We start from the raw sequence: 13,887 nt of genomic DNA on the forward strand, positions 1-13,887 counted from the left end.
CTGCACGAGCCCGCGCTCGAGGTCGGTGTCGCCCGACGCGGTCAGGGGCCGGAGAACGTGACGGCGATCGTGCCGCTGGGGACGGCGGCGGCGGCGAGTGCCGCCGCGGCGCGGTCGGCGTCGCTCGTCAGGGTCACGTCGAGGTGGTCGGGGTCGGCGCGGAAGCCCGTGGTGGGGACCGCGGCCGAGATCGCGGTCCAGAGGCGCTGGGCGTCGTCGAGCCAGGGGCCCGGGGTGCCGGTGACGAGCAGGGCGCGGTCGGCGCTCTGGACGCTCACGTGCAGGGGCGGGGTGTCGGGGAGGAGCGCGGGGGCGTCGCGGGCGAGAGCGAAGGCGTCGTCGGCGGTCGCCTCCTCCGACAGGAAGAGACTCAGGCCGCTCACGCGGTCCTCGCTGTCGTCGGCGGCGAGGGCGAGGGACTCGACGCGCGGGTCCTCGCGGAGTGCGAGCGCGGCGGCGATCCGGCCGGATGTGAGGTCCTCGTCGCCGGACACGGGCAGGGTGAGGTCGTCGGCGTCGAGGAGGATCCGCACGTCGCCCGTCGGGCGCTTCGCGGCGAAGTCGCTCAGCCGCTCGGCCAGGGAGGTCAGGTCGGCGTCCGAGAGGTCCTCGCGGGCCACGATCTCGGCGCTGACTCCGCCGCCGAACGGCAGGTCCTCGACGGTGGCGAGTTCGAGGTCGGCGACGAACTCGTCGCGGCCGAAGGTGCGCGCGAAGTCGGCGCGGAAGGAGTCGCCGCTGCAGCCTGCCAGCAGGAGTACCGCCGTCAGGACGACGCAGGCACGGCCGAGCCCGCGCGTCCGACCCTGCCTCATCGGGCCAGCGTACGTTCCGACCGGGGAGCGCACGGGGAGTGGACGGATCAGCCTCCGCGTGCTCGGCGTGCGAGTGGGTTCGTCGATCCGGCGCGGAGGGTCGTGTGGAGACCGTCGAGGCAGCCGTTGGTGACGGATCGATGCGGCGACAGCGGCGGCGGGGCCGGGCCGGGCCGGGGCCGCCCGCGGCGAGGGCGGGCGGCCTCGGGTCGTCAGCTCGTCGAGGGGACGGCGGTGGGATCGGCCGACGGGGCGGGCTCGGCGGCCGAGGTCGAGGCCACGCCCCGGCCGAACGCCTGGCCCTGGAGGATCGCTCCGAGGTCGACGCCGGTCGCGGACTTGACGCTGTCGAACGTGGCCGAGAGGCTCGCCGCCTGCTCGCGGGCGATGTGCGTGGCCGCGGTGTCGCCTCCGATCAGCGTGACGGTTCCGACGTTCTGGTAGCCCTTCGCGAACTCCGCCATGAGGGAGGGGAGCTGTCCGATGAGCTCGCGGCCCAGGATCGCCTCCTGGTTCTCGCGGAGCGCTTCCGCCTCGGCCTGGATCGCGGCCGCGCTCGCCTCACCCTTGGTGCGGATGGCCTCCGCCTCGGCGGAAGCGTTCGCGCGCAGGGCCTCGGCCTCGGCGCCGGCCTTGGCGCGCAGAGCGTGGGCCTCCGCCTCGGCGCGGGCGCTCACCGCTGCCGCCTCGGCCGCGGCGGACGCCTGGCGGGCCTCCGCCTGGCGCTGGACGGCGTAGGCCTCGGCGTCGGACACCTGCTGCGCGACCTGGCGGTCGGTCTCGGCCTTCTTCGCGCGCCCGTAGGCGTCGGCGTCGGCCTCGGTCTGGCGCCGATACTTCTCGGCGTCCGCGACGCGCTTGACGTCGGCGTCGAGCTCGGCCTGCCGGTTCTCGGCGCGCTGGACGAGGACGGCCTGCTCGCGCTCGGCGCGGGCCAGGTTCTCGGCCTGCTCGGCCTCGGCGTTGGCGCGGCCGACCTCGGACTTCGAGGCGGCGGTGTTCTTGTCGAAGGCGGTCTGCTCGATCAGGTTCGCCTCGTCGGTGGCGAGCTGGCGGGCCTTGACCTCGCGGGCCGCGTTGATCCGGGCGACGTCGGCCTCGCGCCGGACGCGCTCGATCTCCTGCGCACCGAGCGCCTCGATGTAGCCGTTGCGGTCGGTGACGCCCTGGATGGCGAAGGAGTCGAGGACGAGGCCCTGGGCGAGCAGGTCGCCCTTGATGCCCTCGGCGATCTCGTCACCGAGCTTCTGGCGGTCCTGCATGACCTCCTCGACGCTGAGCTTCGCGACGACGCCGCGCAGCGCGCCCTCGAGCTGCTCGGTGGTGAAGACGTCGATCGACTGGTCCTGCGAGGCGAACCGCTCGGCGGCGGCGCGCACCTGATCCGGCGTGGAGCCGATCTTGACGAGGGCGACGCCCGCGAGGTGGATCGTCACGCCGTTCTTGGTCTGCGCGACAGGCTCCATCTTGATCTGCCGCGACCGCAGCGAGATGCGGTCGGAGCGCTGGGTCAGCTTGTTGACGAAGGCGCCGCCGCCGGTGATGACGGTCATGTTGGACGTCAGCCCGTCGTCGCCCTTCTGCTTCTTTCCGACGATCACGATGGCCTCGTCGGCCTGCGGGACCTGATACCAGGCCCGGAAGATGAAGAAGCCGATGATGGCGAGCAGCAGGACGACACCGACGGCGATGCCGGCGCCGACGATCCAGAACAGATCAGATTGCATGGACGAGAGACCCCCTTCTCGGAACCCGCGGGGGGCGGGTTTCTGAGCGATGTACAGGTTCATCGTGGCATGGACGGGGTTCCCGGGCGTCGGCCGGACGGCGGATGCGGGGTCGTTCGCGCGGGACGCGCGGCGGTGCCGGACGGAGGGCAGGACCGCCCTCGGGACGCCGAGCAGCCAGCCGGATCGACGCCTTCACAGCGAGCGGAATCGCGGCGGGCGGACGCACAGCCGGCGGGATCGCAGTGAGCGGAGGCGGCGAGAGGAGCCGTCGCGGCGGAGGAGCCGGGCGAAGCTTCGACTCTCGCGAGCACTTCAGTGCTGGGGTACCTGGACTCGAACCAAGAACAACTGAACCAGAATCAGTCGTGTTGCCAATTACACCATACCCCAATGGTCATCCGGCGGTGAGGCCGGGACCAGGCGGCGGCCAGAGCAGAACTCGGCGCCGAGAGACGACAGTACCCTACGGACGCACGCCGCTCAAATCGGCGCCCCGATCGTGCACGGCGAGGGCCTCCGACTCGGGGGCGGCCTCGCCGAGGCGGGCGCGGACCAGGTCGCGGTTGATCGCCGAGGCGACCTGCGCGCCGGAGCCGGCGGCGACGATCAGCTGCTGCGGCCCGGGGGCGGTGACCTCGCCGGCGGCGTAGAGGCCGGGGACGGAGGTGCGGCCGCCCGCGTCGACGCGGAGGAAGCCGTCGGGGTCGACGTCGGGGCCGGCCGGGTCGAGGTAGTCGAGGACGGGCACCCAGACCGGGCGGACGAAGGCGCCGGTGCGCGGGATCACGTCGCCGTCGGCGAGGGCGACGCCGGTCATCACGGCGCGCTCCCCCACGAGGTCTGCGACGGGGCGGCGCTCGATGCGGATGCCGATCGAGTTCAGCAGCGACTCGTCGGTGTCGCTGACGACTCCGACGCCGTTGGTGAAGACGATCAGGTCGGTCGACCACTGCGAGAGGAGCATGGCGCGCTCGGCGAGGTCGGCGGTCTCGCCGATGAGGGCCAGGGGCTCACCGGCCTTCTCGTAGCCGTCGCACTCCATGCAGCTGTGCACGGCGGTGCCGTAGTAGGCGCGGAGGCTGGGCAGCGTCGGGAGGCGCTCGGAGAGGCCGCCCGCGACCACGACGGCGGTCGCCAGCACGGAGCGATCGGCCGAGCCGCGGACGCCCTTCGCGGTGACGACGAACTCGCCGCCGGAGCGCTCGACGGAGGTCACCATCGCGTTGTGCGCTTCCGCCTCCTCGTACTGCTCGAGCTCGGCGCGGCCGAGGCGGCGCAGCTCGAGCGGCGAGACGCCGTCGCGGGTGAGGAAGCCGTGCGAGTGCAGGGTCGCCGCGTTGCGCGGCCGGTTGCTGTCGAGCAGCAGCACGCTGCGGCGCGCGCGGACGAGGTTCAGCCCCGCCGAGAGCCCCGCGGGGCCGGCGCCGATGATGACGACGTCGTAGTGGCCGCCCTGCACCTCCGCCACGATCAGCTCCGAGAGTCGGCGAGTCGGGCGAGGCGGGCGATCGACTCGGACTTGCCGAGGATCTCCATCGACTCGAACAGCGGCGGCGAGACGCGGCGGCCCGAGATCGCGGTGCGCAGCGGCCCGTAGGCGATGCGGGGCTTCAGTCCCAGGTTCTCGATCAGCGCGCCGGCGAGCGCCTCCTGGATCGAGGCGGTCAGCCACTCCCCCTCGGGCACGAGCTCGAGGGCGCCGATCGACGCGGCGAGGACCTCGCCGGCGTTCGCGGGCAGGCCCTTGAGCGCGTCCTCGTCGTAGGAGAGGGCGTCGGCGGTGGTGAAGAGGAAGCCGAGCATGCCGGGCGCCTCGCCGAGCAGGCCGATGCGCTCCTGGACGAGCGGGGCGGCGGCGTCGAGGACGGCGCGCTGGTCGGCGGTCGGCGCGGTCTCGAGGACGCCGGCGGCGATCAGGTAGGGGATCGTCCGCTCGGTGAAGTCGTCGACCGCGAGCAGGCGGATGTGGTCGCCGTTGATCGACTCGGCCTTCTTGAGGTCGAAGCGCGCCGGGTTCGGGTTCACGTCGGCGACGTCGAAGGCGGCGATCATCTCGTCGATCGAGAAGACGTCGCGGTCGTGGGTGAGCGACCAGCCGAGCAGGGCCAGGTAGTTGACCAGGCCCTCGGGGACGAAGCCGCGGTCGCGGTGGTGGAAGAGGTTGGCGGAGGGGTCGCGCTTGGAGAGTTTCTTGTTGCCCTCGCCCATCACGTACGGGAGGTGGCCGAAGCGCGGGACGAAGGTCGTCAGTCCGATGTCGATCAGCGCGTGGTACAGCGCGATCTGGCGCGCGGTGGAGGGCAGGATGTCCTCGCCGCGGAGGACATGGGTGATCTGCATCAGCGCGTCGTCGACCGGGTTCACCAGCGTGTAGAGCGGCTGGCCGTTGGGCCGGACGACGACGAAGTCGCTGAAGGAGCCGGCCGGGAAGGTGATCTCGCCGCGGACGAGGTCGTCGAAGGAGAGGTCGGCGTCCGGGACGCGCAGGCGGAGCGCGGGGCTCCGGCCCTCGGCGCGGAAGGCGGCGCGCTGCTCCTCGGTGAGGTCGCGGTCGAAGTTGTCGTAGCCGTGCTGCTTGGCGCGGCCGGCCGCCTCGTTGCGGGCGTCGATCTCCTCGGCGTTCGAGTAGCTCTCGTAGAGGTGGCCCGAGGCGAGCAGGCGCTGGATGACGTCGGTGTAGACGTCGCTGCGCTCGGACTGGCGGTACGGGCCGTGCGGGCCGCCGACGCCCACGCCCTCGTCCCAGTCGAGCTTCAGCCAGCGGAGCGCGTCGATGAGCTGCTCGTAGCTCTCCTCGCTGTCGCGGGCCGCGTCGGTGTCCTCGATCCGGAAGACGAAGGTGCCTCCGGTGTGCCGCGCGTAGGCCCAGTTGAACAGGGCGGTGCGGATGAGGCCGACGTGCGGCGTCCCGGTCGGGGACGGGCAGAAGCGGACGCGGACGTCCCTCCCGGTCGCGGTCGTGAACGGGTGCGCGTCGTGGGCGCGATCGGAGGGCGGGGTGAGCTCAGACATACCCGGCGATTCTAGCGGCGGGGCGAGGATCGGCGCCCGGACTGGACAGGGGGCCGACTCGGGCGTCGGTCCGGCTCGCGGGACCGATCCGGCTCGCGGGCGGCAGGAGCTCTTAGCGCGAAGCAGTGCTCCGAGTCAACGGACTTCTCGAACGGGAGGAGCAGTGGTGGCCTGTGCTCACTGCTTCTCCCCGGGGCCGCTCGACGACGAGCGTGTCGCACCCTGCCGCCCCGGACGCGTCAGCATGCCCGGAAAGGGGTCCCGATGAGCACGGTCGTTCTCGACACCGCATTCTCAGCGCCCGCCCCTGAGATCGACTCACCGCGCGAGCCCACCTCGCCGCGCGAGGAGAAGGACGCCCGCACGCTCTCGCTCTTCCAGGCGGCGGCGACCGCTGACGACGCCGAAGGGGCGCGGATCCGCGAGCGGATCGTCCTCGACCACCTCGGGCTCGCCGAGGCGATGGCGAACCGGGTGTCCCGCGGCGGCGGCGATCGGGCGGACCTGCGGCAGGTCGCCTACGTCGGGCTGGTCAAGGCCGCCCGCCGCTTCACGCCGGAGCGCGGCGACAGCTTCGCCGCCTTCGCGGTGCCCACGATCACCGGCGAGCTCAAGCGCCACCTGCGGGACCTCGGCTGGATGATCCGCCCGCCCCGCGGCGTGCAGGAGCTGCACCGCCGCTCGGCGGTCGTCGCCGACGAGCTCGCGCAGGAGCTCGGCCGCCACCCCAGCGACCGCGAGATCGCGCGCCGGCTCGGGGTCGAGCCGTCCGAGGTCGCCGACGCGCGCTCGGCCGGGCACCCGCTCTCGCTGGACGAGACGGTCGGCGAGACCGGCGTCCGGCTGGGCGAGACGCTCGGCGGCGAGGACGAGGACCTCGCGGCGATCGACCGTCGGCATGGACTGGCCCAGGCGCTCGCCGAGCTCGAGAACGGCCAGCGCGAGCTGCTCCGGATGCGCTTCGTCGAGGAGATGACGCAGCAGCAGATCGCCGACGCGCTCGGCACCACGCAGATGCAGGTCTCGCGGCTGCAGCGCCGGATCCTGGCGCAGCTCGCCGACCGCCTCGGCGCCCCCTCGCGCAGTCATCAGCCCCGCGGTCATCAGTCCAGCGCGGCCAGGAACCGGGTCGCGACCGTCACGCCCGTTCACCCTGCTGCGCGGCTGCGGACCGCCTGAGGTGCGCGTCGGCGCGCGAGGGCATGGTGGCGAGCGCATCGAGGACGTGCTCGGTCTGCACCGCGAGCAGTGCCGGGTCGGGCTCGGACGAGAAGACGTCGCCGCGGCGGAGCGACGCGTCGGTCAGCACGATGTGCGGTCCGCTGACCGGCGGGCCCCAGGCCTCGGGCGGCGCCGGTCCGAAGATCACCACGGACGGGATGCCGTACGCGGAGGCGAGGTGCGCGGCTCCGGTGTCGACCGTGACGAGCACCTCGGCCGCGGCGACGACCGCGGCGAACTCCGACAGGTCGATCGCCCCGGCGAGCACCTCGCCGGTGCCGGCCCGCTCGGCGACGCGACGGGCACGGTCGGCCTCGTTCGCGCCTCCGGTGTAGACGACGCGGTGGCCCTCGGCGGCCAGCGACCGAGCGACGGCGGCGAAGCGCTCCTCCGGCCACTCGCGCGAGCCGTAGAAGGCGCCGATGTGCACGATCGCGGCGCCGTCGACGGGCGGGGGCACGGCCGGGACGGCGATGCCGACGTCCTCGGGGTCGGCGTCGAGGCCGATCGAGTTGACCAGCCGGGCCCAGCGGGCGCGCTCCAGCTCGCCGTCGAGCCAGAGCGGGCGGGGGTCGTCGTGGCTCGCGTCGGGGTCGAGAGCGGGCACGCGGAACTCGAGGCGGCGCTCCGGCTCGAGCGCGATCAGTGCGTCGCGCGACTCCGGGCCGTTGCCGTGCAGGTTGACGGCCAGCTCGATGCGGCCGGGCACGACCGGCAGCGGATCGTCCAGCCCGCGCAGGGTCGGTACCAGGGCGTCGAGTCCGTCGATCAGGTCGACGATCGGCTCGAGCCAGGGCGTGGTCGCGAGGATCAGCCGGTGCTCGGGGAACCCGCGGCGCAGGGCCTTGAGGGCGGGGACGGCCACGAGGATGTCGCCGAGCTTGAGGGCTCGCAGCGCGAGGATCTCCGGGGTTCCGTCCGGGGCGGTGAGAGCGCGCACGGCGCCTCCTTCCTGTCGGAGGTCCCGTACCCCGCTCCGGCGACCTCAGACGCGCGGATGTCCGGCGCGCGGGGCCGCCGAGGCCGCGGCGGCCCCGACGCGCCCGAGCGGACGACTTCTCCTCCCCCGCGTTTGGAACCCGGACGAGGGGGGTACGAGGGAGAAGTGAACGACTCGATCCAGCCGGGCTCCGCGCACCGCACCGCGGAGGACGCCCCCGTCCCGCGCGCCCCGCGCCTGCGCGGCATCCTCTTCGACCGCGACGCGACGCTCGTGGTCGACGTGCCCTACAACGGCGATCCGGCGCTGGTCGAGCCGATGCCCACCGCGCTGGACGCGGTCGAGCGGGCCCGCGAGGCGGGGCTCGCCCTCGGCGTCGTGACGAACCAGTCGGGCATCGCCCGCGGCATCATCGACCGCGCGCAGGCCGACGCGGTGAACCGCCGGGTGGACGAGCTGTTCGGTGGCTTCGACGCGTGGATGCTCTGCCCGCACGGCCCCGAGGACGGGTGCGCCTGCCGCAAGCCCGCGCCGGGCATGGTGCTGGATGCCGCGCAGACCCTCGGGCTGCCCGCCGACTCCCTCGCGGTGATCGGCGACATCGGCGCCGATGTCGGCGCGGCGGCGGCAGCCGGGGCGCGCGGCGTGCTCGTGCCGACCCCGATCACCCGGGCCGAGGAGGTGGCCGCCGCACCACTGCGCGCGGCGACGCTCCTCGAGGCCGTCGAGCTGCTGCTGGCGATGCAGCCGGACGAGGACGCCGAATGACCCGCCGCGTGCTGGTGGCCCGGCTCGACAGCGCCGGTGACGTGCTGCTCTGCGGACCGGCCGTCCGCGCGATCGGGGCCGACGCCGAGGTGCTGCTGCTCGCCGGCCCGCAGGGGGCGCCCGCCGCGGCGCTGCTGCCAGGGCCGGTGGCCGTGCGCACCTGGTCCTGCCCGTGGATCGGCGACGCCTCGCGGCCGGTCGACGCCGCGCTCGTCGCGGAGCTGCGCGCCATCGTCGAGGAGTTCGCCCCGGACGAGGCCGTGATCCTCACCTCCTTCCACCAGTCGCCGCTGCCGCTGGCGCTGCTGCTGCGCCTGTCCGGCGTGGCGCGGATCTCCGGCGCGTCCGTCGACTTCGCCGGCGCCCTGCTCGACGTCCGGCTGGTGCCCGGCGAGACGCTCGAGGAGGACCAGCCCGAGCCGGAGCGCGCCCTCGCCATCGCGGCGGCCGCGGGCTTCGCGCTGCCCGAGGGTGACGACGGGCTGCTGCGGGTGCACCGGGGAGGCAGCCTCCCCGCTGCGCTCGCGGGCGTCGGACCGTACGTGGTCGTGCATCCCGGTGCAGCGGTTCCCGCGCGGGCCTGGCCCGCCGAGAACGCGGCGCGCGCGGTCGAGCTGCTCGCCGACTCCGGAGTCGCGGTCGCCGTCACCGGCGGCCCCGGCGAGCGCGCGCTCACCGCGCAGGTCGCGGGCAGCCGCGGCATCGACCTCGGCGGCGCGACGGACTTCGCCGGCGCGGCCGAGGTGCTCGCCCGCGCCGAGGTCGTCATCAGCGGCAACACCGGCCCGGCACATCTCGCGGCGGCCGTCGGCACGCCGGTGGTCAGCCTGTTCGCGCCCGTCGTCCCGGCGATCCGCTGGGCGCCGTACGGCGTGCCGGTCGAGCTGCTCGGCGATCAGCACGCGGCCTGCGCCGGGTCGCGCGCCCGCGTCTGCCCCGTGCCCGGCCACCCCTGCCTCGCGGGGGTGAGCGCCGAGGAGGCGGTCGCCGCCGCTCACCGGCTCCGCGCGCTCCCGCGCCGCGACTCCATGACATCCACCACGACACCCTCGGAGGCGCTCGCATGAGGATCCTGCTCTGGCACGTGCACGGCGGCTGGGCGGACGCGTTCGTCCGCGGCGACCACGAGTACCTGCTGCCCACCACTCCCGCCCGCGACGGCTGGGGGCTCGGCACCGGCGGCCGCGACTGGCCGAACACGACCGAGATCGCCCCGGAGGAGCTGCGCGACGCCGACGTCGACGTCGTCCTCCTCCAGCGTCCCGACGAGCTCGCCGAGGCGGAGCGCCTGCTCGGCCGGCGGCTCGGCCGCGAGATCCCCGCGGTCTACGTCGAGCACAACACTCCCCGCGGCGACGTGCCCGACAACCGCCACCCGCTGGCGGATCGCGACGACCTCCTCCTCGTGCACGTCACGCACTTCAACGCGCTGATGTGGGACACCGGATCGACGCGAACCACGGTGATCGAGCACGGGATCAACGACCCCGGCCCGCTCTACACCGGCGAGCTGGCGCGCTTCGGCGTCGTCATCAACGAGCCGGTCCGCCGGCAGCGGGTGACCGGCACCGATCTGCTGCCGCGCTTCGCCGCGGTGGCGCCGCTCGACGTGTTCGGGATGAAGACCGAGGGCCTCGTCGGGACGCCCGGCCTGCCCGCCGACCGGCTGGACGTGCTCGGCGACGTGAAGACCGGCGCGATGCACGCCGAGCTCGCCCGGCGCCGCGTCTACCTGCACCCGTTCCGCTGGACCTCGCTCGGCCTCGCGCTGCTCGAGGCGATGCACCTGGGGATGCCGGTCGTCGCGCTGGAGACCACCGAGGCCGGCCGCGCCGTGCCGCCCGAGGCCGGGGCGATCTCGAACGACCTCGACGCGCTGGCATCAGCCGCCCGTGCGCTGATGGAGGACCCGGAGCGGGCCGCGCTCGCCGGTGCGGTCGCCCGCGAGGCGGCACTCGCGCGCTACAGCCTCGGCCGCTTCCACCGCGACTGGGACGAGCTGCTCGGCGACCTCGCCGCCGCCCCGCGCACCCTCTCCACCGCCGGCACTCCGGAAGGGAGCACCCGATGAGCACCAGCCGTCCCCTCTCGATCGCGATGGTCTCCGAGCACGCCAGCCCGCTGGCCGTGCTCGGCGGCGTCGACGCCGGCGGGCAGAACGTGCACGTCGCGGCGCTCGCCGACGCGCTCGCCCGCCGTGGCCACCGCGTCACCGTCTACACCCGGCGCGACGACCCGTCGCTCCCCCGCCGGGTGCCCTTCACCTCCGGCGTCGAGGTCGTGCACATCGATGCGGGCCCGGCCGCGAAGGTCTCGAAGGACGAGCTGCTGCCGTTCATGGGCGACTTCGCGGTCGACCTCGCGAGCGACTGGCTCGACTCCCGCCCCGACCTGGTGCACAGCCACTTCTGGATGTCCGGGGTCGCCGCGCTCGACGCCTCCGAGCGGGTCGAGCGGGCCACCGGGCGCCGCGTGCCCGTCTTCCACACCTTCCACGCGCTCGGCGTGGTCAAGCGCCGCCAGCAGGGCGCGCTCGACACCAGCCCCGAGGAGCGCGCCTGGCTCGAGCCCGGCGTCGGCCAGCGGGCGGACGGCGTCGTCGCCACCTGCTCCGACGAGGCCTTCGAGCTGAAGGGCCTGGGCGTGCCGACCTCGAGCATCTCGGTGGTGCCCTGCGGTGTCGACCTCGAGCGCTTCACGCCCGACGGGCCGGTCGCCGAGCGCGGCGCGCGCGTCCGGCTGATGAGCATCGGCCGCCTGGTGCCCCGCAAGGGCATGGGCCACGCGATCGAGGCGCTCGCCCGCCTGGTCGGCGACGGCTGCGACGCCGAGCTGGTGATCGTCGGCGGCTCCGGATCGGGCGACGCGCTCGCCGCCGACCCGGAGTACCAGCGCCTGCACGGCGTCGCCGAGGGTCTCGGAGTGGCGGATCGCGTGGTCTTCGCCGGCCAGCTCTCGCAGACCGAGATGCCGGCGATGCTCCGCTCGGCCGACACCGTGATCTGCGCGCCCTGGTACGAGCCGTTCGGCATCACCCCGCTCGAGGCGATGGCCTGCGGCGTCCCGGTGGTCGCCTCCTCGGTCGGCGGGCTGATCGACACGGTCGTCGAGGACGTCACCGGCGTGCACGTGCCGCCGCGCGACCCCGCCGCCCTCGCCGAGGCCCTCGCCGCGCTGATCGCCGACCCCGAGCGCGCGCGCGCCTACGGAGCCGCCGGCCGCGCCCGCGTCGAGTCCCGCTACTCCTGGGACCGCGTCGCCGCGGACACCGAGCGCGCCTACCTGACCACCCTCGCCGGACTCGGCGACGGCGGTGCCGCCATGAGCGGCACCGCTCGCACCTCCCTCTCCTCCACCCCCCGGAAGGCGGCCCCGCGCAGATGAGCATCGACACCGTTCTGGACACCCCGACCGACGCCACGACCGACGCCGCCCGGCGCCTCGTCGACGACCACATCGCCCGCTCGCTCGACGTCGTCGCGCAGCTGGAGCGGCACTCCGACCGGATCGTCGCCTGGGGCGCCGAGCTGGCCGACCGCCTGCACACCGGCGCGCGGCTGCTCGCGGCCGGCAACGGCGGCTCGGCCGCGGAGGCGCAGCACCTCACGGCGGAGCTGGTCGGCCGCTTCGACGGCGACCGCATCCCCTTCTCCGCGATCTCGCTGCACTCCGAGACCTCGAGCCTCACCGCGATCGGCAACGACTACGGCTTCGACCACGTCTTCGCCCGCCAGGTCACGGCGCACGCCCGCAGCGGCGACGTCGTCGTGCTGCTCTCGACCAGCGGCCGCAGCGCCAACCTGCTGCACGCGGCCGAGGCTGCGCGCGCGGCCGGTGCCCGCTCCTGGGCGCTCACCGGCGACGGGCCCAACCCGCTGACCGAGGCCTGCGACGAGTCGATCGCCCTCGAGGGCCACGGCTCGAACGTGCAGGAGGCGCAGCTCGTGCTGGTGCACGCGCTCTGCCGGGCCTTCGAGCACCGGATCCGCGTGCGGACGGGGGCGGCGGCGTGAGCCGCCTGCGGATCGCCGTGGTCGGCGACGTGATGCTCGACGTCGACCTCTCCGGGCCGGCCGAGCGGCTGAGCCCCGACGCGCCCGTGCCCGTGGTCGACGTGTCGACCCGCGGGGTGCGCGCCGGCGGCGCCGGGCTGGTGGCGCGGATGCTGGTGCGCGACGGCCACGAGGTCGTGCTGGTGACGGCGCTGGCCGACGCCGCCGATCCCGATGCGGCCGAGCTGCTCGCCGCCCTCGACGGTGTCCGCGTGGTCGCCGGGCCCTCCGGCGCGCCGACGCCCGTGAAGACGCGCGTCGCCGCCTCCGGCCAGGCCGTCGTGCGCTTCGACCGCGGCTGCGAGCGCCCGCCGGTGCCGGGCGTGACCGAGGAGATGCTCGCCGTGCTCGGCGAGGTCGACGCGGTCGTCGTCGCGGACTACGGCCGCCGGCTCACCGAGGACGCCTCGCTCCGCGCCGCCCTCGACGCGCTGACGGTGCCGCTGGTCTGGGATCCGCACCCGCGTGGGACCGAGCCCGTCGCCGGGACGACTCTCGCGACGCCGAACCTGGGCGAGGCGACCGGCTTCTCCGGGGCGAGTGGCCGCGGCGTCACTCTCGCGGAGACCGCCGCCACCACGCTGCTCGAGCGCTGGGGCTGCGGCGCGGTCGCCGTGACGATGGGCTCCGGCGGCGCTCTGGTCCGCTCGCGCGGCGCCGGCGTGCCGGTGGTGCACCCCGCCGCCGCGGTGCCGCCGACCGATCCCTGCGGAGCGGGCGACCGCTTCGCCGCCTCCGCCGCCGTCGCGCTGGCCGGCGGGGCCACCCCCTCCGAGGCGGTCGGCGCGGCCGTCGCCGCGGCCGGGGCCTACCTGCTCGCGGGCGGCGTCGCCTCCCTCGGCGCTCCGGCCGACACCGCCGCCCTGCACGGGGCGTCGGGCGTGGATGCGCTGCGCGTCGCCGAGGCCGTCCGCGGCACCGGCGGCACCGTGGTCGCGACCGGCGGCTGCTTCGACCTGCTGCACGCCGGTCACGCCCGCACCCTCTCGGCCGCCCGGGCGCTCGGCGACTGCCTGATCGTCTGCCTCAACTCGGACGACTCCGTCCGGAGGCTGAAGGGACCGGCCCGGCCGATCATCCCCGAGGACGACCGGGTCGACCTGCTGCTCGCGCTCGAGTGCGTCGACGCGGTCCTCGTCTTCGGCGAGGACACCCCCGACGAGGCGCTGCGCCGCATCCGCCCGGACGTCTGGGTGAAGGGCGGCGACTACTCCGCCGAATCGCTGCCTGAGACCGCGACGGTCGCCGAGTGGGGCGGCCGCGTCCTGACGGTGCCGTACCACGCAGGCCGCTCGACCACCCATCTCGCCGCCGCGCTCGCGCGCGTCGGCTGACCGCGTCGGCTCCGG

Annotated in this window: 12 protein-coding genes and 1 tRNA gene; 7 read left to right on the plus strand and 6 right to left on the minus strand. The window is 74.8% G+C overall.

Annotation, left to right across the window (positions count from 1 at the left end; translation table 11 throughout):
* Positions 1–41: 41 nt before the first annotated feature.
* From HQQ86_RS08100 to gltX, 5 genes are all read right to left on the minus strand, one after another.
* Entirely contained in the window at positions 42–815 is a 774-nt protein-coding gene (locus HQQ86_RS08100; RefSeq protein WP_173287654.1) for a hypothetical protein, read from the minus strand.
* Positions 816–1,027: 212 nt separating this feature from the next.
* Positions 1,028–2,542 carry an SPFH domain-containing protein gene (locus HQQ86_RS08105; RefSeq protein ID WP_173287655.1) on the minus strand — a complete coding sequence of 505 codons (1,515 nt, stop codon included), beginning with the start codon at positions 2,540–2,542 and terminating at the stop codon, positions 1,028–1,030.
* Between the two features lie 321 nt (positions 2,543–2,863).
* A tRNA-Gln gene (locus tag HQQ86_RS08110) sits at positions 2,864–2,935 on the minus strand.
* 73 nt (positions 2,936–3,008) lie between these two features.
* Positions 3,009–4,004: an NAD(P)/FAD-dependent oxidoreductase gene (locus HQQ86_RS08115; protein WP_173288722.1), complete on the minus strand. Its 996-nt coding sequence runs from the start codon at positions 4,002–4,004 to the stop codon at positions 3,009–3,011.
* 11 nt (positions 4,005–4,015) lie between these two features.
* Positions 4,016–5,557 carry a glutamate--tRNA ligase gene (gene gltX, locus HQQ86_RS08120; RefSeq protein ID WP_173287656.1) on the minus strand — a complete coding sequence of 514 codons (1,542 nt, stop codon included), beginning with the start codon at positions 5,555–5,557 and terminating at the stop codon, positions 4,016–4,018.
* A 264-nt stretch (positions 5,558–5,821) separates the two neighbouring features.
* Here gltX and HQQ86_RS08125 point away from each other — a divergent pair, with 264 nt between their 5' ends.
* On the plus strand, positions 5,822–6,736 hold the full coding sequence (locus tag HQQ86_RS08125; RefSeq protein WP_173287657.1) for a sigma-70 family RNA polymerase sigma factor: 915 nt from the start codon (positions 5,822–5,824) through the stop codon (positions 6,734–6,736).
* On the opposite strand, the gene HQQ86_RS08130 is transcribed toward HQQ86_RS08125, so the two are convergent.
* Complete coding sequence (locus tag HQQ86_RS08130; RefSeq protein ID WP_173287658.1) at positions 6,696–7,718, minus strand: glycosyltransferase family 9 protein; 1,023 nt, start codon at positions 7,716–7,718, stop codon at positions 6,696–6,698. The genes HQQ86_RS08125 and HQQ86_RS08130 overlap by 41 nt on opposite strands.
* A 165-nt stretch (positions 7,719–7,883) precedes the next feature.
* Between HQQ86_RS08130 and HQQ86_RS08135 the strand changes: the two genes are divergently transcribed.
* The 6 genes from HQQ86_RS08135 to HQQ86_RS08160 are packed head-to-tail and all read left to right on the plus strand — an operon-like array spanning position 7,884 to position 13,872.
* Positions 7,884–8,486, plus strand: coding sequence for an HAD family hydrolase (locus tag HQQ86_RS08135; RefSeq protein WP_367948591.1), 603 nt, complete (start codon positions 7,884–7,886; stop codon positions 8,484–8,486).
* Positions 8,483–9,553: a glycosyltransferase family 9 protein gene (locus HQQ86_RS08140; RefSeq protein WP_173287660.1), complete on the plus strand. Its 1,071-nt coding sequence runs from the start codon at positions 8,483–8,485 to the stop codon at positions 9,551–9,553. Before HQQ86_RS08135 ends, HQQ86_RS08140 begins: the two co-directional genes overlap by 4 nt.
* Positions 9,550–10,557 carry a glycosyltransferase gene (locus HQQ86_RS08145; protein WP_173287661.1) on the plus strand — a complete coding sequence of 336 codons (1,008 nt, stop codon included), beginning with the start codon at positions 9,550–9,552 and terminating at the stop codon, positions 10,555–10,557. The genes HQQ86_RS08140 and HQQ86_RS08145 overlap by 4 nt, the downstream gene beginning before the upstream one ends.
* Positions 10,554–11,870 (plus strand): glycosyltransferase, encoded by a 1,317-nt coding sequence (locus HQQ86_RS08150; protein WP_216845269.1) that lies wholly within the window; start codon positions 10,554–10,556, stop codon positions 11,868–11,870. The genes HQQ86_RS08145 and HQQ86_RS08150 overlap by 4 nt, the downstream gene beginning before the upstream one ends.
* Positions 11,867–12,499: an SIS domain-containing protein gene (locus HQQ86_RS08155; protein WP_173287662.1), complete on the plus strand. Its 633-nt coding sequence runs from the start codon at positions 11,867–11,869 to the stop codon at positions 12,497–12,499. Before HQQ86_RS08150 ends, HQQ86_RS08155 begins: the two co-directional genes overlap by 4 nt.
* Before the next feature lie 5 nt (positions 12,500–12,504).
* Positions 12,505–13,872: a PfkB family carbohydrate kinase gene (locus HQQ86_RS08160; protein WP_173288724.1), complete on the plus strand. Its 1,368-nt coding sequence runs from the start codon at positions 12,505–12,507 to the stop codon at positions 13,870–13,872.
* The last annotated feature ends 15 nt before the right edge of the window (positions 13,873–13,887 follow it).

Source organism: Rathayibacter sp. VKM Ac-2857, from assembly GCF_013205025.1.
Lineage (GTDB): Bacteria > Actinomycetota > Actinomycetes > Actinomycetales > Microbacteriaceae > Rathayibacter.

Coding starts and splice junctions, on each gene's coding strand:
- HQQ86_RS08100 (WP_173287654.1), bottom strand. CDS start 815: ATGAGGCAGGGTCGGACGCGCGGGCTCGGCCGTGCCTGCGTCGTCCTG.
- HQQ86_RS08150 (WP_216845269.1), top strand. CDS start 10,554: ATGAGCACCAGCCGTCCCCTCTCGATCGCGATGGTCTCCGAGCACGCC.
- HQQ86_RS08155 (WP_173287662.1), top strand. CDS start 11,867: ATGAGCATCGACACCGTTCTGGACACCCCGACCGACGCCACGACCGAC.
- gltX (WP_173287656.1), bottom strand. CDS start 5,557: ATGTCTGAGCTCACCCCGCCCTCCGATCGCGCCCACGACGCGCACCCG.
- HQQ86_RS08140 (WP_173287660.1), top strand. CDS start 8,483: ATGACCCGCCGCGTGCTGGTGGCCCGGCTCGACAGCGCCGGTGACGTG.
- HQQ86_RS08145 (WP_173287661.1), top strand. CDS start 9,550: ATGAGGATCCTGCTCTGGCACGTGCACGGCGGCTGGGCGGACGCGTTC.
- HQQ86_RS08125 (WP_173287657.1), top strand. CDS start 5,822: ATGAGCACGGTCGTTCTCGACACCGCATTCTCAGCGCCCGCCCCTGAG.
- HQQ86_RS08105 (WP_173287655.1), bottom strand. CDS start 2,542: ATGCAATCTGATCTGTTCTGGATCGTCGGCGCCGGCATCGCCGTCGGT.